At 62.7% G+C, this 20967-nt stretch carries 20 protein-coding genes; 7 read left to right on the forward strand and 13 right to left on the reverse strand.

Features of this window, described 5'->3' with window-relative positions; translation table 11 throughout:
* Nucleotides 1–89: 89 nt before the first annotated feature.
* Nucleotides 90–431, forward strand: coding sequence for an SHOCT domain-containing protein (locus ACVC7O_RS19405; RefSeq protein WP_458323756.1), 342 nt, complete (start codon nt 90–92; stop codon nt 429–431).
* A gap of 6 nt (nt 432–437) precedes the next feature.
* Here ACVC7O_RS19405 and ACVC7O_RS19410 read toward each other — a convergent pair whose 3' ends face one another.
* From ACVC7O_RS19410 to ACVC7O_RS19425, 4 genes are all read right to left on the reverse strand, one after another.
* Nucleotides 438–1427 carry a branched-chain amino acid ABC transporter permease gene (locus ACVC7O_RS19410; RefSeq protein ID WP_458323757.1) on the reverse strand — a complete coding sequence of 330 codons (990 nt, stop codon included), beginning with the start codon at nt 1425–1427 and terminating at the stop codon, nt 438–440.
* Nucleotides 1427–2029 (reverse strand): hypothetical protein, encoded by a 603-nt coding sequence (locus ACVC7O_RS19415; protein WP_458323758.1) that lies wholly within the window; start codon nt 2027–2029, stop codon nt 1427–1429. The genes ACVC7O_RS19410 and ACVC7O_RS19415 overlap by 1 nt, the downstream gene beginning before the upstream one ends.
* Nucleotides 2030–2303: 274 nt before the next feature.
* Nucleotides 2304–2978 carry a hypothetical protein gene (locus ACVC7O_RS19420; protein WP_458323759.1) on the reverse strand — a complete coding sequence of 225 codons (675 nt, stop codon included), beginning with the start codon at nt 2976–2978 and terminating at the stop codon, nt 2304–2306.
* A complete protein-coding gene (locus ACVC7O_RS19425) occupies nt 2971–3789 on the reverse strand; it encodes an ABC transporter ATP-binding protein (protein WP_458323760.1) in 819 nt (272 codons plus the stop codon). The genes ACVC7O_RS19420 and ACVC7O_RS19425 overlap by 8 nt, the downstream gene beginning before the upstream one ends.
* An 88-nt stretch (nt 3790–3877) precedes the next feature.
* Between ACVC7O_RS19425 and ACVC7O_RS19430 the strand changes: the two genes are divergently transcribed.
* A complete protein-coding gene (locus ACVC7O_RS19430; protein WP_458323761.1) occupies nt 3878–4057 on the forward strand; it encodes a hypothetical protein in 180 nt (59 codons plus the stop codon).
* Between the two features lie 68 nt (nt 4058–4125).
* Here the strand turns inward: ACVC7O_RS19430 and ACVC7O_RS19435 are convergent, their stop codons facing one another.
* The gene (locus ACVC7O_RS19435) at nt 4126–6096 is read right to left on the reverse strand and encodes an AMP-binding protein (RefSeq protein ID WP_458323762.1); all 1971 of its coding nucleotides are present in this window, start codon (nt 6094–6096) and stop codon (nt 4126–4128) included.
* Nucleotides 6097–6323: 227 nt separating this feature from the next.
* On the opposite strand from ACVC7O_RS19435, the gene ACVC7O_RS19440 reads away from it, so the two are divergent.
* On the forward strand, nt 6324–8237 hold the full coding sequence (locus ACVC7O_RS19440) for a PAS-domain containing protein (RefSeq protein ID WP_458323763.1): 1914 nt from the start codon (nt 6324–6326) through the stop codon (nt 8235–8237).
* On the forward strand, nt 8234–8935 hold the full coding sequence (locus ACVC7O_RS19445) for a response regulator transcription factor (RefSeq protein WP_458323764.1): 702 nt from the start codon (nt 8234–8236) through the stop codon (nt 8933–8935). Before ACVC7O_RS19440 ends, ACVC7O_RS19445 begins: the two co-directional genes overlap by 4 nt.
* Before the next feature lie 40 nt (nt 8936–8975).
* Here the strand turns inward: ACVC7O_RS19445 and ACVC7O_RS19450 are convergent, their stop codons facing one another.
* The 3 genes from ACVC7O_RS19450 to fdhF form a co-directional block, all read right to left on the reverse strand.
* Nucleotides 8976–10169, reverse strand: a complete 1194-nt coding sequence (locus ACVC7O_RS19450) for a Zn-dependent hydrolase (protein ID WP_458323765.1) — start codon at nt 10167–10169, stop codon at nt 8976–8978.
* Nucleotides 10170–10255: 86 nt separating this feature from the next.
* The gene (locus ACVC7O_RS19455; protein ID WP_458323766.1) at nt 10256–10615 is read right to left on the reverse strand and encodes a hypothetical protein; all 360 of its coding nucleotides are present in this window, start codon (nt 10613–10615) and stop codon (nt 10256–10258) included.
* 268 nt (nt 10616–10883) lie between these two features.
* Entirely contained in the window at nt 10884–13649 is a 2766-nt protein-coding gene (gene fdhF / locus ACVC7O_RS19460; protein WP_458323767.1) for a formate dehydrogenase subunit alpha, read from the reverse strand.
* A gap of 199 nt (nt 13650–13848) precedes the next feature.
* Between fdhF and ACVC7O_RS19465 the strand changes: the two genes are divergently transcribed.
* From ACVC7O_RS19465 to ACVC7O_RS19475, 3 genes are read left to right on the forward strand one after another with little or no spacing between them, the layout of a single operon-like run.
* Nucleotides 13849–14502 carry a histidine phosphatase family protein gene (locus tag ACVC7O_RS19465; protein WP_458323768.1) on the forward strand — a complete coding sequence of 218 codons (654 nt, stop codon included), beginning with the start codon at nt 13849–13851 and terminating at the stop codon, nt 14500–14502.
* An 11-nt stretch (nt 14503–14513) separates the two neighbouring features.
* Nucleotides 14514–15131 (forward strand): glutathione S-transferase family protein, encoded by a 618-nt coding sequence (locus ACVC7O_RS19470; protein ID WP_458323769.1) that lies wholly within the window; start codon nt 14514–14516, stop codon nt 15129–15131.
* Nucleotides 15131–16186, forward strand: a complete 1056-nt coding sequence (locus tag ACVC7O_RS19475; RefSeq protein ID WP_458323770.1) for a saccharopine dehydrogenase — start codon at nt 15131–15133, stop codon at nt 16184–16186. Before ACVC7O_RS19470 ends, ACVC7O_RS19475 begins: the two co-directional genes overlap by 1 nt.
* A gap of 59 nt (nt 16187–16245) precedes the next feature.
* Here the strand turns inward: ACVC7O_RS19475 and ACVC7O_RS19480 are convergent, their stop codons facing one another.
* Genes ACVC7O_RS19480 through ACVC7O_RS19500 form a run of 5 tightly spaced genes read right to left on the reverse strand, consistent with a single transcriptional unit; the run spans nt 16246 to nt 20856 of the window.
* The gene (locus tag ACVC7O_RS19480; RefSeq protein ID WP_458323771.1) at nt 16246–16977 is read right to left on the reverse strand and encodes an SDR family NAD(P)-dependent oxidoreductase; all 732 of its coding nucleotides are present in this window, start codon (nt 16975–16977) and stop codon (nt 16246–16248) included.
* On the reverse strand, nt 16974–17537 hold the full coding sequence (locus tag ACVC7O_RS19485) for a DUF3833 domain-containing protein (protein WP_458323772.1): 564 nt from the start codon (nt 17535–17537) through the stop codon (nt 16974–16976). The genes ACVC7O_RS19480 and ACVC7O_RS19485 overlap by 4 nt, the downstream gene beginning before the upstream one ends.
* A 3-nt stretch (nt 17538–17540) precedes the next feature.
* The gene (locus tag ACVC7O_RS19490) at nt 17541–18776 is read right to left on the reverse strand and encodes an MFS transporter (protein ID WP_458323773.1); all 1236 of its coding nucleotides are present in this window, start codon (nt 18774–18776) and stop codon (nt 17541–17543) included.
* The gene (locus ACVC7O_RS19495) at nt 18773–19531 is read right to left on the reverse strand and encodes a DUF1365 domain-containing protein (protein WP_458323774.1); all 759 of its coding nucleotides are present in this window, start codon (nt 19529–19531) and stop codon (nt 18773–18775) included. The genes ACVC7O_RS19490 and ACVC7O_RS19495 overlap by 4 nt, the downstream gene beginning before the upstream one ends.
* The gene (locus ACVC7O_RS19500) at nt 19528–20856 is read right to left on the reverse strand and encodes an NAD(P)/FAD-dependent oxidoreductase (protein ID WP_458323775.1); all 1329 of its coding nucleotides are present in this window, start codon (nt 20854–20856) and stop codon (nt 19528–19530) included. The genes ACVC7O_RS19495 and ACVC7O_RS19500 overlap by 4 nt, the downstream gene beginning before the upstream one ends.
* Between the last annotated feature and the right edge of the window lie 111 nt (nt 20857–20967).

Genomic DNA, 20967 nt, shown 5'->3' on the forward strand with positions numbered 1-20967 from the left:
CGTTAACCACATCACAATCTTTCACGGATTCTCCCAATTTCGCCCCATTTCCCCTGCCACACCGATCCTCGGGGGCAGGAGTGGAAGAAATGACGGCCATCCTGAAGGATCTGCGCGAGCTGGACGCCCGGCTGGCCCGCGGCGACATAACAGATGTGGAGTACACCGCCCAGCGCGCGGCGCTGATCGACAGCGTGGATGTGGTCGACACCGAGTTCGTGGTCGAAACGGACACATCTGCGCCCACGCCTGAAAAACCACTCTCCGGGTCCATGACCTGGGGCTTTGGTATCGTGATCTGCCTCGGCATCATCGGCGTCTGCCTCTGCTTTGCCATGCTGATCTTCGGTGACATGAACCTCGCGCTCACCCTCGGCGTGACGATCCTCGCCGCCCTCACGGTGGCGCTCTTCCGCTCGCTGGAAGAATGATAGACGTTACACGCGCTCAATGATCTTCTCCCCGAACAAGCCTTGCGGCCGGAACACCAGGAACAACAGCGCCAGCATATAGGCAAACCAGTTCTCCGTGGCGCCACCCAGATAGGGCAGCCCGATCAGGAACTCGAAGAGCTTCTCGCCCACGCCAATGATCAACCCGCCGATGATCGCACCGGGGATCGAGGTGAATCCGCCGAGCATCAGCACCGGCAAGGCCTTCAGCGCAATCAGCGACAGCGAGAACTGCACGCCTGATTTCGCGCCCCACATGATGCCCGCCACCAGCGCCACGAAGCCCGCCAACGACCACACCAGAATCCAGATGAAATTCAGCGACACGCCCACCGACAGCGCCGCCTGGTGGTCATCGGCCACCGCCCGCATCGCGCGCCCCTGCTTGGTGTATTGTGCAAAAGCCACAAGCGCTGCGACCAGAATGATCGCCACGATGCTCGCCACGATGTCCAGATTGTCGATGAAGAACCCATAGCCGAAGAGGTTAAACGTGGCTTCGTCGATTGCCACATTGATCCCCTGCGGCAGCCCCACATCCAGCGTCTTGATGTCGGAGCCCCACATCAAATCGCCCACCCCTTCCAGGAAATAGGCCAGCCCGATGGTCGCCATGAAGAGGATGATCGGCTCCTGCCCCACGAGGTATCGGAAGATGAATCGCTGCACCATCCAGGCCAGCAGGATCATCACCCCCACGGTCATGACAATCGCCAGCAGCGCCGGCAGCTCCCAGCCAAAGTAGTGTATCTCGGTGCCGAAAATCGCGTTGATCAGATGGGCAAACGGCACCTGCCCATTCATGATCCCGTAAAGGGTCATGGCCGCAAACAGCGCCATGACCCCTTGCGCAAAGTTGAAGATGCCGCTGGCCTTGTAGATCAGAACAAAACCCAAAGCGACGAGCGCATAGAGCACCCCCGCCATGAGCCCGTTCACGAACACCTCGATGGTCCAGGCCAGCTGTTCCGGCATCAGTTTGCTCCTTGCCCCAGCAGAAGCCGCGTGTGCTCGCGCTCCGGCTGATACGAGACTTTGAGCCGGGTCAGACCCGCCTCGCTCAGGTTCCAGTTCAGGGTGATCTCGGTCACCCGCCCGTCCTCACGGGGGGCCGCCAGGAAAACGGCGGCATAGGCGCGCGGCATTTCCCGCTTCGAGACCGGCTCGAACGGGGCCGTGGCCGCAAACTGCGCCCCTTCGCCCTCGCGCCAGTCACGATAGGCGAGCAGCAGATCGGAATACTGCATGCCCGTCATCAGCAACTCGCACGACGGGTAGTCATCGCCATAGACCACCGCGACCTGCGGGTTCGGCGTCGTCAGATACCCCAGTGTGACCTGCGTCAGCTCGCTTGCGGCAAACCGGGCCTTCGCCCCACTGGGAATTTCGCGCAGCGTCGAACGATCCAGCGAGGCCGGGTCTTCCAGATAAGCTGCGCAATAGGATTGATAGACGTCGCAGGTCTCCTGCATCGCCGGGGTCGGCTGTTCGCAGAACTGCGGCGCCGCCTCGGCCTCTGTGCCTGTGAACACAACACTTCCGAGGGCAATCACGCCCATTAACCACCAATTACTCATATGTACCCTCCAAACGGTATCCATTGTCCGTCTGCTCTGTGACACCGGCCCAAGCGGGTCGGCATGGCATGAAGGACAGGATCGCCGGCAGACAAAGCGGGTTCTTGCCCATTCTGCCTTGGTACCACGGAAACAATCCGCCGATGGTTAACCTTTTGTTCAAAAAATGTAACAGGAGTGGAGTGTTCGTGACCGTATGCTGCGGTCGCACAAAAGTCAGGCGCGGAGCTGGCGCTGAAGCACACTTGAGAGGCCAAAACGAGAGACTCAGGCATCAATTCGCACTCCAGTTTTCGAGTGCAGTGTAGCTGGGATCGTTTAAGCCGGTCGAGATTTGCAAAACAATCGTTACATGCGCGTAATCTTGAACGTGGCCAACTACGAAAATGCCGTCCCGCTCCAAAGATGCAAGCCGATAGCGATCTGTTTCTTTAGGAACTTCGGCCCATTGATTGAGCCACTTGGCTGCGCCGAAATCCCACAAGACATCTTGCCTTGTATCCAAGCTGCATGACCGGTCTACATAGTCTGTTGCCTCGGCGATCACTCTGATCGTCCGATTGTCGTCTACCCTGTACTCTTGTAGACGTTCCAGCTCTCGGCGCTTTCTTTCAACAATTTGGGCGAACTCTTCCTCGGTCGGAACGGGAGACGTTCTGTCTCCTCCCACTATCAGGATGCTACTTTGCGACATTTGGCCGAGTTCAGCCTCAATTTCTTTTTGATCCTTAGTGATATCCTCGAAATCTATCTCGAATGGGCGTCCGCTCTCGATGGGCTGCAAGCAGTACTTTGTGAAAATGTCCCAGTCAGCTTCACCAGCTTGACCGATAGAAGCCGCAGCCGCCGGTAAACACACTCCAAACACACCGACCGCCACGCACCGAAGAAATACCGACGTGATACCGACGCAAAACCGATGCGCCACCGACGGGGCAAATTCAGTCATGCGCGACCCCCAGATAGGCGTCGATCACCGCCTGGTTTCCGCGCACCTCATCCGGCGTCCCGTCCCCGATCTTCTTGCCGTAATCCATCACGACCACCCGGTCGGAGAGGTCCATGACCACGCCCATGTCATGCTCGATGAGTGCGATGGTCGTACCGAACTCGTCATTCACGTCGAGGATAAAGCGGCTCATGTCCTCTTTTTCCTCCACGTTCATGCCCGCCATCGGCTCGTCGAGCAACAGAAGCGACGGCTCCGCCGCCAGCGCCCGCGCCAGCTCCACGCGCTTCTTCAGCCCATAGGGCAGTCGCGACACCGGCGTCTTGCGGATCGCCTGGATCTCCAGAAAATCAATAATCTTTTCAGCGACTTCCCGGTTCTCCGTCTCTTCCCTCTCGGACTTGCCGACCCACAAAGCCTGCGAAAACAGCCCCGTCTTCATCTTCGTCAGCCGCCCGGTCATCACGTTGTCGAGCACCGACATCCCCTCGAAGAGCGCGATGTTCTGAAACGTCCGTGCAATCCCCTGCTGCGCCACCTGATAGGGCTTCATCGGAGGCCGCGGCGCGCCCTTGTAGAACACCTGCCCCTCCTGCGGCACATAGAACCCCGAGATCACATTCAGCATCGAGGATTTCCCGGCCCCATTCGGCCCGATGATCGCCCGAATCTCCCCCTCGCGAATGTCAAACGAGATGTCCTTGATCGCCTCAACCCCCCCGAATCGCAGGGTAATATTGCGCATCTCCATGACCACGCCGCCGATCTTGCGGCCGTCCTCGGTGGTGTACCCTTCGGTCTGATCAAGCATGTCTTGCCCCCACCGTGCGCCGGGTCCGCGATATATTAACCATTGTCGGTCTATGGTCGTGCGAGGAGCAGCAAAAGGAGACATCCCGATGCACAACGATTGGGAACGCACCTGCCTGATATCCATGGCCGCCAAGCGCAAACGCAACGGCCTCAGCCGCGCCGAAGCGATCCGCGACATTGACGCCGCTCTGCGCGGATTTTCCACCCGCTTTCATATCAGCCGCGCCGTCAGCGCCGCCTACAACGGCCCCGCGGCCGACCACTGAGACACCGGTCCCCCCAAACGCCTTGCGGGAGGGTGGGCGGGGCGATGGCGCAGCCAAGCGTCGTCCCATCATTCCGCCGCCATCTTCTGGGCCACCGCCTGCACCGCCGCTGACCGCACCTCCAGCGTGGCAGAAATCGAGCCCTTGCGCCCATCCTCATACGTCACTTCCGTGACCGTGCTCACGGCCTCCGAGCCATCGTAAAGGGCGGCGATGATATCCGCGTATTTCTCCTCGATGATCCGCCGCCGCACCTTGCGCGTCCGCGTCAGCTCCCCGTCGTCTGCATCGAGCTCCTTGTGCAATACCACGAAGCGGTGCACCTGACAGCCCGAGAGCATCTCATCCTCGGCCACCGACCGGTTCACCTCCTCCACATGTCCCTGGATCGTATCCATGACCTGCGGATGCCGTGCGAGTTCCTGATAGGAGGCGTACCCGATATTGTTCCGCTCCGCCCAGTTGCCCACCGCCGTGAGATCAATGTTGATGAAGGCGGTGCATTCGTCCCGCCCGTTCCCGAAGACCACAGCCTCCAGAATATTCGGGAAGAACTTCAGCTTGTTCTCCACATACTTCGGCGCAAAGAGCGCGCCTGACGCCATCTGCCCCACATCCTTTGCCCGGTCGATGATGCGCAGATGCCCGGTGTCTTCCTCGACAAACCCCGCATCCCCCGTGGCCACCCAGCCCTCGGCATCCTTGGTCCCGGCGGTACTCTCGGGGTTCTTGTAATACTCCACGAAGACGCCGGGTGAGCGATAGAATACCTCGCCATTCTCCGCGATCTTCAGCTCGACGCCGGGGCAGCAAACGCCCACCGTGTCACTGCGCACCTCGCCATCGGGCTGCGCGGTGATGAACACGGTGGCCTCCGTCTGGCCATAAAGCTGCTTGAGGTTGATCCCCAAAGACCGATAGAAATCAAAGATTTCCGGGCCAATCGCCTCGCCCGCCGTATAGCCCACGCGCACGCGGCTCAGCCCCAGCGTGTTCTTCAAGGGCCCGTAGATGAACAGCTCCCCGAGATTATACTTGAACCGGTCCCACTGGCTCACCGGCTGACCGTCCAGAATGGCCGGGCCCACCTTGCGCGCCTGCGCCATGCACACGTCAAACAGCCACTTCTTGAAGCGCCCCGCATCCTCCATGCGGATCATCACATTGGTCAGCTGGGTTTCGAACACCCGCGGCGGCGCGAAGTAATAGGTCGGCCCGATCTCGCGCAAATCCACATGCATCGTGTCCGCGCTCTCGGGGCAGTTGGTGCAGAACCCCGTCCACATCGCCTGCCCGACCGAGAAGATGAAATCGCCGACCCAGGCCATCGGCAGGTAGGCCAGAATATCATCGCTCTGCCGCAGATCATCGAACTCCGAGGAGGACTTGGACGTCTCGATCACGTTGCGATTGCTCAGCACTACGCCCTTGGGCTTGCCCGTGGTGCCGGAGGTATAGAGCATCACGCAGGTGCTGTCATAATCCAGCTTCGCCTGCCGCGCCTCCAACGCGCCCGACAGCTCATCGCGCTTCGCACGTCCAACATCCTGAATATGGCTGTACTGGTGCAGCCGGGAATGGTCGTACTTCCGCAAACCCCGCGGATCGAGATAGATCATCTGCTCGAAATTCGGCAGTTCCGCCTGCACCTCGATGACCTTGTCGACCTGCTCCTGATCGCCTGCGATCACAAAGCGCGCGCCGCAGTGGCCCAGCACATAGGCCATCTCTTCCGCCACCGCGTCCTGGTAGAGCGGCACAGGCACTGCGCCGCACATCTGCGCTGCCACCATCGACCAATAGAGCGATGGCCGATTGCGCCCGATGATCGCAACGAAATCGCCCTCGGCCACGCCCAGGTCGAGCATCCCCAGCGCCAGCGCTTCGATCTCGTGGCGCGTCTCGGCCCAGGTCCAGCTCTGCCAGATGCCGTACTCCTTTTCGCGATACGCAGGCGCGCTCGCAAATTCGGTGGCATTGCGATGCAACAGCGCCGGGACGGACTGCGGTCCGCCAGCGCCTTTGGGGCGTTCAGTCAACTAATGTCCTCCCAGACCTTGCCTTCTGAGACAAGCGCCGCGTTCTCGCGGTCGTATCGTTAACAATGTGCGTTTTAGGCTCGGCGTCAACTTTTTCGTCATGATTTCTCAATCCTTACGAATTGTTACAGCGACCCTTCGCCCACCCCGACTGCTACAATGCGGATTTTCCCCGCGTCATTCCGTGATAGGATCACGCGGCGCAGCATCCCGAGACAGGAGCAGGTTTGGCCCTCACAGAGACCAGAACACAGGAGTTGACCGCCGCGGGTCTCAACCTGATCGGCCAGTCGCTCACGATCTACGATTCCGATCTGCGACTGGCGGTCTGCAACGGCCCGTTCCAGCGCATGTTCGATCTGCCCGATGCGCTGGTCACGCCCGGTGCAACCTTCGAGGACACGATCCGCCATCTGGTGAACCGCGGCGAATATGGTCATGTCGCCGACATCGACACCTTCATCGCCGAGCGGGTCGAACAGGCCCGCGCCTTCGAGCCGCATTACATGGAGCGCACCCGGTCAAATGGGCGGGTCATCAGCGTCGAAGGCGCGCCGCTGCCCCAGGGTGGCTGGGTCACCGTCTACACCGACATCACCCGCACCAAACAGCAAGAGGCGCTGTTGCAAAGCCGGTCGGAAGAGCTGTCCGACCAGCTCAACACCTATGCCGAGGAGCTCTCCAGCACAAACCGTGCGCTCGCCGCGATGAACGCCGCTCTTCAGGAGGCCAAGCGCGAGCTCACGGAGATCGAGGCGCGCACCCGGCTCACGACCGAGATGATGCCAGCGCATATCGCCCATGTGGACGCCACGGGCCACTACACCTATTCGAACCGCCAGCTCAGCACCGTGATCCCCGGCCGTCCCTCCGATATCTTCAGGATGCACATCAGCGACGCGCTCGGCGCCTCGGCCTATGACCGCATCGCGCCGCATCTGAGCACCGCCTACGGTGGGCAGCCCTCTGTTTTCGAGTTCACCGATAATGCCAGCGCCCGGCGCATCCGGGCCGCCTTCACACCGGACACGCGGGGCGGCGTCTATATCCTATCCATGGATGTGACCGCCGAGATGCAAGCCCGCGTCGCCCTGCAACAGACCCGCCGCCGCGCGCTCGCTGCGCAGATGACCAGCGGCCTCACCCATGATTTCTCCAACCTTTTGACAATCATCCTCGGACTGCAGTCCAAGCTCCTGCGCCAGGAGGGTCTCGCGCCCGATGTGATTGCAATGGCCGAAGGCACGCTCGCCGCCGCGCGTCGGGGCGGCACCCTGCTCAGCAGCATCGCGGGCATGACCGCCGAACGCGCCTTGCGCCCGCGCGCTACGGATCTCGGCCAGCTGATGGACAATCTCAGCACGCTGGCCGATCACACGCTGCCTGATGGGATCACGCTGCAAATCGACAACACTGCGCCCGGCACCACCGTGATGCTCGACCCGGGCATGGCCACCGACAGCCTGTTGAACCTGATCCTGAACGCCCGCGATGCCTGCGGTGCCTCGGGTCGCATCCACATTGGTCTGCGGATCGTGCATGACACCTGGATCGAATGGCAGGTCACCGACACCGGGCCGGGGTTCTCCGAGCGCGCGCTCAGCCACGGCTTCGACCCGTTCTTCACCACCAAGGGTGCCGAAGGTTCGGGTCTTGGCCTGCCCATGGTCTATGACATGACGAAGCTGGCGGGCGGTGATCTGCGGCTCGATAACTGCGAGACGGGCGCACGTGTGGTGCTGCGCCTGCCCTACCGCCCGGCGGTGGAAACCGCGCAGGCGCTCGTGCTGCTGGTGGAGGACCGCGACGATCTGCGCACGCTCTACCGCGATATGCTGACCAGCCTGAACCACTCCGTGATCGAGGCGGTGAGCGCCGATGAGGCCAGCGCCCTGATGGCCGATTTGCCCGAGATTTCGCTGGTGCTCTCCGACATCCAGCTCGCGGGCGAGGCCACCGGCATCGACCTCGCAAACCGGCTTGCGGACACCGTCCCGGTGGTGCTGATGACCTCGCTACCCCCGGACGATCCGCTGTTCCAGGCCGCCCAGAAGACCGCGCCGCTCCTGCAAAAACCTTTCACCGCGGAAGACATCAGCGCTGTTCTGGGCCAACCCACCACCGAGGCCATCGCGTCATGACCGCGCCCCTTGTCACCATCCTCGACGATGAACCGGCGATCCGCACCATGCTCACCGACGCGCTGGAGGACGCGGGCTTCCGCACCCTCAGCTTCGGGCGCGCGCAGGCCTTCACCGCCGCCCTCACACAGCACCAGCCCGACGTCTGCCTTGTCGATCTGTCACTGCCCGACACGGACGGGCTGACGCTGGTGCATAAGCTGGCGCTCGAACAGGGCGCCATCGTGATCATCATCTCGGGCCGCGCGCTGGTGCAGGACAAGGTCACCGGGCTCGAGCTTGGGGCTGATGACTACATCATCAAACCCTTTGATCCGGCCGAGGTCGTCGCCCGCATCCGTGCCCGCCTGCGCACCTCCAAACCCACGCCGGCTGCCAGCCAGACCGCCCGCTTCGCGGGCTGGCAGGTGCTCTTCGATCAATACGTGCTGGAAGACGACACCGGGCAGCAGACCCCCTTCTCCCACGCGGAAGGCGAGGTGCTGCGACTGTTCCTCGAAAACCCCAAAAGGCTGATCAGCCGGGCGCAGATGCAGGACCACTTGGGCGGTGCGGCCAGCGAAAGCTTCGACCGCGCGATGGATGTGCGCATCTCCCGCCTGCGCACCAAGCTGCGCGAAGACCCGAAGAACCCCCAGCTGATCAAGACGATCTATGGCGCAGGCTACATTTTCCTCGGTGACGTTGCCTGGCAGTAAGACCTCGCAACAGGCAGGTAGGGTGGGCTTTCAGGCCACCCTAGGTCAGTGAACGCACAGCCTCCGCCAACACCTTGAGGCCGACCACCAGATCCGCCTCGTCCGTGTCTTCCTCGAAGGTATGGCTCACCCCGCCAATCGACGGCACGAAAAGCATCGCCACAGGCATCAACCGCGATACATTGGTGGCGTCATGCAACGCTCCCGACGGCATCTTGCGCCAGGTGTCCGGCGCGTGCACCCGGGCGGCGCGGCACAAGGCCTCCTGCAGGCCCGTATCCATATGCACTGGCTCCAGCCCCAGCATTGGTCCGTAGGACAGCTGCATGCCCCTTTGCGCCGCGACCCCCTGCGCCGTCTCGCGGATGATCGCCTCCATCCGCTTCAGACGATCCCCATCTGCATCGCGCCACTGCATCGAAAACACCGCCCGCCCCGGCACAATCGACGACGCATTCGGGTGCAGGCTCACATGCCCAATCGTCCAGACGGTCTGTGGGGTTACCACATTCCGCAGTCGCTCCTCCAGAATGGTGTTGAACGCCGAAACCGCCTGGAACGCATCCCGGCGCAGATGCATCGGAGTGGTGCCCGCGTGGTTCTGCTGGCCCTCAAAGGTGATTTTCATGTCGCGAATGCCCACGATATCCGTCACCACGCCGATCTGCTCGCCCGTGGTGTCGAGCGTCGGCCCCTGCTCGATATGCATCTCCATGAACCCGCGAAACCGTGCGGGGTCCACATCACCTGTGACCATATCAGCCATCGCCGCCCGCGCCTCGGCCAGCGTCGCGCCCGCATGATCCACCAGCGTATCGGCCTTCTCCATCGAGAGAAGCCCCGACCACACGGTCGAGCCGGTGGTGACCCCGAAGCGGCCTTCTTCATCCTGAAATGACACCACCGAAATCGGCGGCCCACCTGCCGCTTTGGCCGCCCGCGCCACCTCCAGTGCCGCAATCACGCCAAGCGCGCCGTCGAGCCAGCCGCCCTCCGGCTGGCTGTCACTGTGCGAGCCCATCAGCAGCGAGGTCCCCTCCGCCAGGCCAAAGACATTCCCCATCGGATCCACCTCGACCTGCAGCCCGGCCTCTTCCATGCGCCCGGCCAACCACTGCCGTGCGGCGATGTCGGCGTCCGAATAGGCCGGGCGCACCACACCCTTGCCCACCTCCGCAGCCCCAAAGCTGCGCAACTCATGCAAATCAGCCAGAAAACGGTCCGGATCAACCACGCATACACTCCTTGATTAGCGACCTATCCAAGAGCTACTCTACCGCAAAGAGAAGGAGCGACCCGCGCCCCTTCTCAGCCTTGTTGCTAAGCAGCGATCTTCCAAGGAGAGTTCACCACGATGGGCGGTACATTGGGAAATCTGCTTCCCACCAACGGTTTCCATTTCTCGGAAAGATAGCGCTCGATTCCGTCCCGAGATGGCATGTCGACTTGAGCCCAGACGGCAAAGAGACCTTTCGATGAATACTCTAAGATGTATTGGTCTTTTCGATGATCTTTCAGCCTGTCTGAAATGACGCCCTGACCGACGCGAACGACGTGGGCTTTGGCACCACCATGCCATATCATGTAAACTCCTGCACTTGATACCTTATCAAGGTCCACTCTTTGCAGCTCTATGTCACCGCCAGAATTGTACCTTGTCACCCAGTTTAAAGTGACCATCTTTGGTCTCCTTCTCAAATGAGCCGCTGGATGACGCTTGACCGTGATTCATCAAAATGCCACAAGAGCAATGTGAATTCACAATCATCCGCCATCCAACGGCGGACTACGTTGCCGCAGGGTGGTCGCACACCCTGCGGTTTCTTTTTATCCCCAAGAACAAAACGAGTCCATGCCCGTCTCTATGGGAAACCGCAAATTGTTGGGGGCAAGGCCGTGGGTAACCACTGTATTTCGAGACCAGCCGGATTATCGGCTGGTTCTAGCACTATTCCGCCGCGACGGCGCCTTCGGCTTTCTCCACGCGCACGGCTGAGAATTTGAACTCCGGGATCTTGCCGAAGGGGTCAATCGCCGGGTTGGTCAGGATGTTCGCCGCCGCCTCCACATAGGCAAAGGGCACAAAGACCATATCGGGCGACACCGCGCGATCCTCCCGCGCCATGATCTGGATGCTGCCGCGTTTCGTCGTCAGAACCACGTGCTCACCCGGCGCCACACCCAGCTTGCGCAAGGTCGATGGGTGCAGCGAGCAATTCGCCTCGGGCTCCAGCCCATCGAGCACCGCCGACCGCCGTGTCATGGACCCAGTGTGCCAGTGCTCCAGCTGTCGGCCCGTGGTCAGGATCATCGGATACTCGTCATCCGGCACGTCATCCGGCGCAATCACGCTGGCGGGCGTAAAGCGCGCACGTCCCTCCGGGCGCGGGAAACCCTCGCCAAACACAATCGCCTGCCCGGGATCTTGCGGGCTGAGCGACGGGTAGGTCACTGCGTTCTCGCCCACGAGACGGTCCCAGGTGATATTGTCGAGGCTGCGCATGTTCTGCTTCATCTCGGCAAAGACATCCGCAGGGCTCTCATAGCTCCACGGCAGTCCCAGCCGCTTCGCCAGTTCCACCTCGATCCACCAGTCCTCGCGCGCCTCTCCGGGTGGCGAGACTGCAGGCCGCCCCATCTGCACCTGGCGGTTGGTGTTGGTCACCGTGCCGGTCTTCTCCGCAAAGGCCGAGGCAGGCAGGATCACATCCGCGTAATTCGCCGTCTCGGTCAGGAAGATGTCCTGCACCACCAGATGGTCGAGCTTGGCCAGCGCGGAGCGCGCATGTTCAACATCCGGGTCGGACATGGCCGGGTTCTCGCCGAGGATATACATCCCCTTGATCTTATCCGCGTGCACCGCATCCATGATCTCGGTCACGGTCAGCCCCCGTTCATTCGAGAAATCCGCAGTCCCCCAAACCTTGGTGAAAGCCGAACGCACGCCATCGTCGGTCACCGGCTGGTAGTCCGGCAGGAACATCGGGATCAGCCCCGCATCCGAGGCCCCCTGCACGTTGTTCTGCCCCCGCAGCGGGTGCAGGCCCGAGCCGGGCCGCCCAACCTGCCCGGTCATCAGCGCAAGCGAGATCAGGCAGCGCGAGTTATCCGTGCCGTGGATGTGCTGGCTGACGCCCATGCCCCAGAAGATCATCGCGGCCTTGGCGCCCGCAAAGGTCCGCGCCACATCGCGCAGCACCTCGGGTTCAATGCCGCAAATCGGCGCCATCGCCTCGGGCGAGAAGTCCGCCAGATGCGCCTTCTCCGCCTCCCAGTTCTCGGTGTAGGCGTCGATGTACTGCTGGTCGTAGAGGCCCTCCTCCACAATCGTGTGCATGATCGCATTCAGCATCGACACATCCGCACCGGGCCGGAACTGCAGCATATGCGATGCAAACCGCTTCAGCGCCTGCCCGCGCGGGTCCATCACGATCAGCTTGCCACCACGCTTGGTGAACTGCTTGAAGAAGGTCGCGGCAACGGGGTGGTTCTCGATCGGGTTGCAGCCAATGGCAATCGCCACATCCGCGTTCTCGATCTCATTGAAGGTCGCAGTCACAGCGCCCGAGCCCACATTCTCCATCAGTGCCGCCACCGAGGATGCATGGCAGAGCCGCGTGCAGTGATCCACATTATTGTGACCAAACCCCTGCCGGATCAGCTTTTGAAACAGATACGCTTCCTCATTGGTGCACTTGGCGGAGCCAAACCCCGCGATCTCACGCCCACGGCCCTTCATGCCCGCGGCTGCAAAATCCAGCGCCTCCTCCCAGGAGGCCTCGCGGAAATGGGTCTGCCAATTGCCAGGGTCCACGTTCAGACCCTTGGCGGGCGCATCCTCGCGCCGGATAAGCGGTTTGGTCAGGCGATGATCGTGGTGAATGTAGTCAAACCCGAACCGCCCCTTCACACAGAGCCGCCCCTCATTCGCCGGGCCGTTGATCCCCTCGACGTATTTGACCTTGTTATCCTTCACCTTGAGCGAAACCTGACAACCCACGCCACAGAACGGACAGATGCTTTCAACTTCCTTGTCGAAATCCGCGCTGTCGCCCACCTGATTTTCATCCACCACGGTCGACGGCATCAGCGCCCCCGTCGGGCAGGCCTGCACGCATTCCCCGCAGGCCACACAGGTGCTCTCGCCCATCGGGTCGGCCATATCAAAGGTCGGATAGCTGTCATGCCCGCGCCCCGCCATGCCGATCACGTCATTGACCTGCACCTCGCGGCAGGCCCGCACACAGAGCCCACATTGAATGCAGGCATCCAGGTTCACCGACATCGCCACATGACTGTCATCGAGCAGCGGAATGCGCCCCTCTTCCAGCTTCGGAAACCGGCTCTCGGAGACGCCATTCAGCTCCGCCATCTCCCACAGATGGCTGGACTTGTCATGCGCCACTTCCTGCTCCGGCTGATCAGCCAGCAGCATCTCAACGACCATCTTCCGCGCCCCCTCGGCGCGGGCCGAATTTGTCGTCACCACCATCCCCTCAGAGGGCTCCCGAATGCAGGAGGCCGCCAGCGTGCGCTCCCCCTCAATCTCCACCATACAGGCGCGGCAATTCCCATCGGGCCGATACCCGGGCGCAGGCTTGTGACACAGATGCGGGATCACCAGACCACGGCCATTGGCAACCTCCCAAATGGTCAGACCCGCCTCGGCCTCAACCTGCTGACCGTCCAGCGTAAAGGTGATCGTCTCGCGCATCGCACCACTCTCCCGGAAGAACTCCGCCCAACTATACCGATAACACGACCCGGCCCGTAGCCCCAATCCCGACACCTCGCACCGGATTCACGCCACCCACGTTTCCGATAGAGAACAGCCGTTCCTTCACCCTTCCGAAAATACTCGCCCCGCAGGGTCCACCCTTTCCACCGCGCCGCCGCTCGCCTAAGAAGAGCAAATGTCCCACATCACCCTCATACGCCACGGCCAGGCCAATTCCGGTGCGCAGGACGAGGCGAGCTACGACAAGCTCAGCACCCTGGGCCACCAGCAATCCGCCTGGCTCGGCGCCCATCTGCGCGAGCGCGGCCAGCACCACGCCCGGCTTTACACGGGCACGCTGAAACGCCATGTCGAAACCGCCGCCTCGATGGAGACCGGGCTCGAGCCCATACGCGACGCGCGCCTGAACGAGCTTGAGTACCTCACCCTCGCCCGCGCGCTGGAACGCGAGCACGCCATTCCTTTTCCCACGGACAACGCCAGCTTCACCACCCACCTGCCGCTGGTCTTCCAGTACTGGCAGGACGACAAGATCGACGGTGCACCCGAACGCTTTGCCGAGTTCGAGGCCCGGGTCCGCGCCGCGCTGACCGAGATTGCCGAGGGCGACGGCCCGGCCCTTGTGGTCACCTCCGGCGGGCTCATCTCCATGGCCATGCGGCAGGTGCTGCGCCTCGACATCACCGCCATGGCGCAGATGGCTCTGGCGATCTACAACACCTCACAACACCGGCTCTTCCCCATCGGCGGCACGCTGTCGCCGACGATGTTCAACGCCATCCCGCACCTCGAAGATCCGGATCGCCACTACGCCCAGACCCACGTGTAAAGGACCCGCCCATGCGCCTGCACTACGCCCCCCGCACGATCTCCATCGCCGTCGCCATCACGCTCGAAGAGGCGGGGCTGCCCTATGAGCCGGTCCCGGTCGATTTCAGCTCGGGCGAGCAGAAGGGCGACACCTATCTCGCGCTGAACCCCAAAGGCCGCGTGCCCGTTCTGGAGACCGACAGCGGCACGGTGCTCACCGAAACCGGCGCCCTGCTCGATTACATCGCCGCCCTCGCACCGGGCGCCGATCTGGTCCCGCAGGACCCCGAGCGTGCGGCCCAGATGCGCAGCGTCATGTACTTCCTCGCCTCGACCATGCATGTGAACCACGCCCATATGCGCCGCGGCGACCGCTGGGCGACAAAGCAATCAAGTTTCGATGACATGATCGCGAAAACCCCCGAGAACATGGCCGAGAACGCACGCTACTTCACCACCGATTGCCTCGAGGGCGACTATGTGCTGGGCGAGCGGTTCTCCATCGCTGACCCCTATTCCTACATGCTCTGCAGCTGGCTCGAACGTGACGAAGTCGCGCTCGCCGACTTCCCCGAGATTTCCACCTATCTCGACCGGATGACTGCGCGGCCCTCCGTGCAGGCGGTCAAGGCGAAGGGCATGCTCTGATGACCCACCTCTGGGTCCGGGCCGAACAGCGCGACAATGAAACCCGGGTCGGCCTCACGCCAAAAGGCGCCGCCGCGCTGATCGCCGCAGGCATGCGTGTCAGCGTCGAAGCTTCCCCCACCCGTGTCATCCCCGACAGCGCCTACGCCGACGCGGGCTGCACCATGGTCCCGAGCCACAGCTGGCCCGAGGCCCCGCGTGACGCGATCATCTTCGGCCTGAAAGAACTGCCCGACGATGGCACGCCCCTGCCGCACCGCCACATCATGTTCGGCCACGCCTTCAAAGGCCAGCCCGCGGGCCTGCGTCTCTTGCAGCGCTTCAAGGCGGGTGGCGGTACGCTGCTGGATCTCGAATATCTCACCGACGACACGGGCCGCCGCGTCGCCGCCTTCGGCTACTGGGCAGGCTACGCGGGTGCGGCGGTTGCACTGAAGTGCTGGGCCGCGCAGCAACGCGGCACCCCCCAAGGACCCATCGGCGCCTACAACAGCTCCACCCATCTGCTGTCAGAGCTGCAGGCCGAGCTCGTCGGGACCGGAAGCCACCGCCCCACCGCGCTGATCATCGGCGCTCTGGGCAGGGTCGGCACGGGAGCGGCCGATCTCTGCACCGCGATGGGCGTCGCGACCACCAAATGGGACATGGCCGAAACCGCCTCGGGCGGCCCCTTCCCGGAAGTGCTCCAGCACGACCTCTTCTTCAACTGCATTCTCGCGCGCCCCGGCACGCCGGTCTTCGTCCCGGCCGATGCGACCACCCGCCCGCGCAAGCTCAGCGTGATCGGCGACATCGCCTGTGACCCCGACAGCGATTTCTCCCCGATCAAGGTCTACGACCGTGCCACCACATGGGACGCCCCCGCCCTGCGCGTGCACGACACCCCGCCGCTCGACGTCACCGCCATCGACAACCTGCCGTCATTGCTGCCCCTCGAAAGCAGCGAGGATTACGCCGAACAACTTCTCCCCGCTCTCAAAACGCTCGGTGATCCAGACGCACCCGTCTGGACCGGTGCCGCCCAAACATTCCGCGATCACCTCGCCCGGCTCTAGAAACCGCCTTCACCCTTCAGGAAATACTCCCGCCGGAGGCGGATCCCGCAGCCGGCCGCTCAGGAGAAAATCCGAAAATAGAGCCAGTCTGGCAGCAGCTGGCTGCCCCGAAACACCAGCGAAAAGAGCCGCGGGAAGCTCAGCTTGAACTTGGTTCCACTCATGTGCCGGAACATATGCTCCGCCGCCTCCTCCGGCGTCATGAGAAACGGCATCTTGAAATCGTTCTTGTCAGTGAGCTGCGTCTTGATGAACCCAGGGTTCGCCACCTGCACCTCGACCCCGGTCTGCCGCAGATCGGCGTACATGCATTCCGCCAGCGACATCGTCCCCGCCTTCGAGGCCGTATAACCAATCGAGCCCGGCAGCCCCCGAAACCCGCTCAGCGAACCTGTGATCACGATGTGCCCGGCATCGCGCAGCACCATGCCCGGCACAACCGCCCCCATCACGCGCACCAATCCGGTGAAGTTGATATCTGCCATGGCTGTCGCCTGCTTGGCGTTCCACTCCTGCGCCCCAAAGGGCCAGTAAACCCCGGCGAGAAACACCACGCCATCGACCACACCAACCGCCCCGGCAGCCTGCGTCACGCTGTCGTCATCGGCCACATCCACGGTCTGATAACTGCCCTCGGTGGGCAGCTCCGCCACCAGCGCCTGCAGCTTGTCTTCCGACCGCGCCGAGACGATCACATGCGCGCCCGCGACACTCAGCCGCTTGGCCAGCGCCGCGCCCAGCCCGTCCCCCGCGCCCACCAGCCAATAGCGTTTGCCCGTCCAGTCCCTCATGCGGAGCTCTTGGGGCGCATGGTCGCCACCAGTTCGGCCACCTTGATCCCGAACTTGCGGAACTGTGAGCGGTTCATGATCGTGCCGTTGGGTGTCAAATACATCCAGTCCACGGTGTCGAGCACATGCCCACCAGACCCTTCCGGCAGCCGGATACGGTAGTTAAGCGAGACCGTCGGGCCGGTCTGTCGCCCCGACCCTTCGCCGATCACATCTTCCGCCGTGGCCTTGATCGCCCCGCTGTCACTCAGGTGCAGATGCCATTCGCGCCGCTGCGTGCTGCCATCGTCATAGACGAAATGCTCTTTCATCGAGCCGGTGTCGCCCTCCCAGGCACAGTCGAAATCCGCCACAAAGCGGCTGCTGACGCGCCCCGTCGGGCCATAAATCACGCCCTCGCAAAGGATCGGCCCATTGAGATGCTTGCGGATGTCGAAATCCGGCGTGCCGTCCTCATAATCCTCGGGTTTCTGCGCGGTGAACCCCATGACCCGCTTCACGACCAACACCAGGATGAGAGCCAGCATCACGCCAATCGCCACGTATATCCAAGCCGTCATCGCTCACACCTCGCTCAGGTCAGTGATGGCCAGAAGCGCAATGGCCGCCAGTTTCAGAACACAGGGTACGCCTGCATAGAGCACCGCAAGAAGCGCCAACGCCTCGGGCGTGTTCTCCGACGCGCTGCCGCTCTGGAAGCCCGCGCGCTCCAGCAGGGGCAGCAGGGTCACCGCCGCAAAGGCGAGCGTCAGCTTCGACACGAAGGACCAGAGCCCAAACCCCTCCGCCGCCGAGGGCGAAATCCGCGCCATCCGGTTGGCAAAGGTCGCAGGCAGCAGCGTCAGGTCCGCCCCCAGCGTCACGCCCGAGGCGACACAGATCACCGCAAAGAGCACCCAGTCGCCGGGCCCGAGCGTCAGCGTCAGGCCAAAGGCACAGATCGCGAGGATCATCGCAAAGATCAGCACGTCCTTCGGCCCGAACCGCTCGGCCATCGCGCCCCAGAATGGCGCGGCCACGGCGGCAGACAGGAAGAAGATCAGCAAGAGCGGGCCCTCATAGCCCGGCGCATCAAGCTTGCTCTCGACAAAGAACAGAAACAGCGTCGAGCTCACCGCGACAGGGGCGGCATTGACCAGCGCGATGAGCAACAGCCGGCGCGCCAGCTTGTCCTGCAGCACGACTCCAAAGCCCGTGGAGGCGGCCAGACCCGCTGTGCTCCACTCGCTGCGCATCGCATAGGCGGCACAGACGGCCAGCCCCGCGAACCCCAGCGCAAACCAGGCAAAGGGTGCATCAAATGCCGCGGCCAGCGCCACCGGGGCCACCGCCGCCACACAAACGCCCAGTAGCGCGCCGCTCTCACGCCAGCGCGCCAGCCGCAGATGACCCTGACCGGCCATCGCCGTGCCCTTCATCACGCCTTGGGCGTAGAAGTTGATGGTCAGAAAGCTGAAGGCCGAAAACACCAGCGTCAGCGTCAGGCCGAACCAGACCAGCGGCGACAAGAGCGGCGGGATCGCAAACAGCGCCACCATCGCAGCGCCAATCACGGCGCAGCCAATCGCCACCGCCACCGCGCGCTGGTCCCGCAGCTTCTCGGCCAGCTTGCCGAGCAGCGGGTCCTGCACCACGTCGAGCAGCCGCAACCCGAACAGCACCGCGCCCAGGGCCGCGAGCGACACGCCGTATTCATCCACATAGAACTTGGGCGCGTGAATATAGATCGGCAGTCCAGCGGCCGCGAGCAGAGCCGCAAAGAGTGAATAGGCCGGCAGGCGCTCTCGGGTGGTCGTCACCGCGACACCTCTTTCTTCGGCGGCAGCGGCCGAGCGCGATAGCGTGCGCCTTTCCACCAGAGCTTGAGTGCTTGCCAATGGATCAGCCCCAGCACCCGGCGGGCACCCAAAGGCCGGAACAGCGCCGAGCGCAGGATCGCGCGGTTGGTCAGCGGACGGCGCTGGCCGGTCAGCGTCGCGATCAGCCCGCCGTCTTCGCGCGCATAATCAATCCAGATGCCGATCCGCGCGTCCGAGATGTCGAAACGGAATTTGTACCCGCCCTCGACCGGTTGAAACGGTGAGACGTGGAAGATTTTCGTCGCTGTCAGCGTGTCGGAGGGATCAATGGGCCGCAGATCACGGTGATGGCAAAGATAGCTGTGCCGGTCCCCGAAGGTGTTGCTCACCTCGGCAATCACCGCGATCAGCGCGCCATCATCGCGGCGACACAGCCAGAAGCTCACCGGGTTGAACACATGCCCCAACATGCGCGGCTGCGCGAGCAGTTCGATCTGCGCGACACCGGTGATCTGGTGCTGCTCCAGCACGTCGCGCACCCAGGGCGCGCCCCGGCCCGCCTTGGGCGGCCCGCCGTGATCCACGTCATGCAAAGACGTGAGCGCAGTGCCATTGCGCGCAAAAAGCCGCGGACCACACACCTCGGCCTCCGCATCCAGCAGGATGTAATCCACTGAATAGCGAAAGGCGTTCTCAACCGATCCCTTGCGGCCATGAAAAGTCTGGCCCGCGATATGATCGACGCGTGCCGTCATTCAGCGGCCACCCGGTCCTGTTCCACCGCGCGCAGGCTGCGCACCACATCGACCGCGCTCGACAGCCCGTCCTCGTGGAAGCCGTTTTTCATCCAGGCCCCGCAATACCATGTGTTCCGCGCGCCATTGAACGCCTTCACCTCTTTCTGTGCCTCCAGTGCGGCGAGATCATACACCGGGTGGCGCAGGGTCACCGTGTCATAGATCAACTCCTCGCGGATCTTCCGCTTGGTGTTCAGCGTGACGAAATGCAGATCATCCATCGGAATGGGCTGCAGCGAGTTCATCCAATAGGTCAGGTCGATCCGGTCCGACCGCGCGTCCTTGTCTTCGGTGTAGACCCAGCTCGCCCAGGTCTTGCGCGACTTCGGCATCAGGCTGGTGTCGGCGTGCAGCACGATGTCGTTGGGCTGGTAACCGACGGCCCCCAGCGCGCGGCTTTCCTCCGGCGACGGGTCTCCCAGCAGGCGCAAGCTGTCATCGGAATGCGTGGCGAAGACCACATGGTCAAACACCTCGGGCTCGCCCCCCCACGTGCGTAGCACCACCTTGCCCGGCCCGCGAATGACCGCCTGAACCGCAGCGCCCAGCCGGATGTCGGTGCCCTGGTTCTTCAACGCCGCCTCGAGCCGGTTCACATACTGCTGTGAGCCGCCTTCCACCGTGTACCACTGATGTTGCCCATGCACGCCCAACAGCGCGTGGTTCTTGAAGAACTGGATCATCGCATGCGCCGGGAACTCCATGATCTTGTCGACCGGCGTCGACCAGATCGCGCCGGAGAAGGGCAGCAGGAAATGATCGCGGAAAGCGTCACCGGTGCCAAGCGCCGCGAGAAAATCGCCGAGGCTCAGGCTGCGGTCCTGTGCCACCTCTTCCGCCCGCTTGGTGAATTTGAGAATGTCCCGCACCATGCCGAGGAAACTGGGGCTCACGGCATTGCGGCGCTGCGCAAAAAGCGCGTCCAGCGAGGTCAGCGCATACTCCAGCCGCCCGCCGTCGATGGAGGCGCCGAAGCTCATGTTGGACTTTGTGATCGGCACGTTCAGCTGCCGGAAGAGCGCCGACATGTAAGGATAATTCGCGTGGTTGAAGACGATGAACCCGGTGTCTACCGGCTGGTCGCCCGCTTTGCCCGCCATGACCGTACGCGCGTGCCCGCCCAGCCGAGGTTCCGCCTCGAAGAGCGTGACCTGGTAATCCTTGCTCAACATGAACGCCGCGCCCATGCCGGAAATGCCGCCGCCAATCACGGCGATTTTCTGCGATGTCCGGGGCGTGGAGAAGGGAGCGAAGGTGCCTGTTGTCAGGGCTTCAAAAGGCATATTGGGCCGTCCGATCTTTCTTTGTGGTCTGCCGTGTATACGACGTGGCTGACAAAATGGATGCATTGCCACAAAAACAAAGTTTTTTTGATCCAATTTTGCACCCGCGAC

It is taken from the genome of Roseobacter cerffii (genome assembly GCF_054226325.1).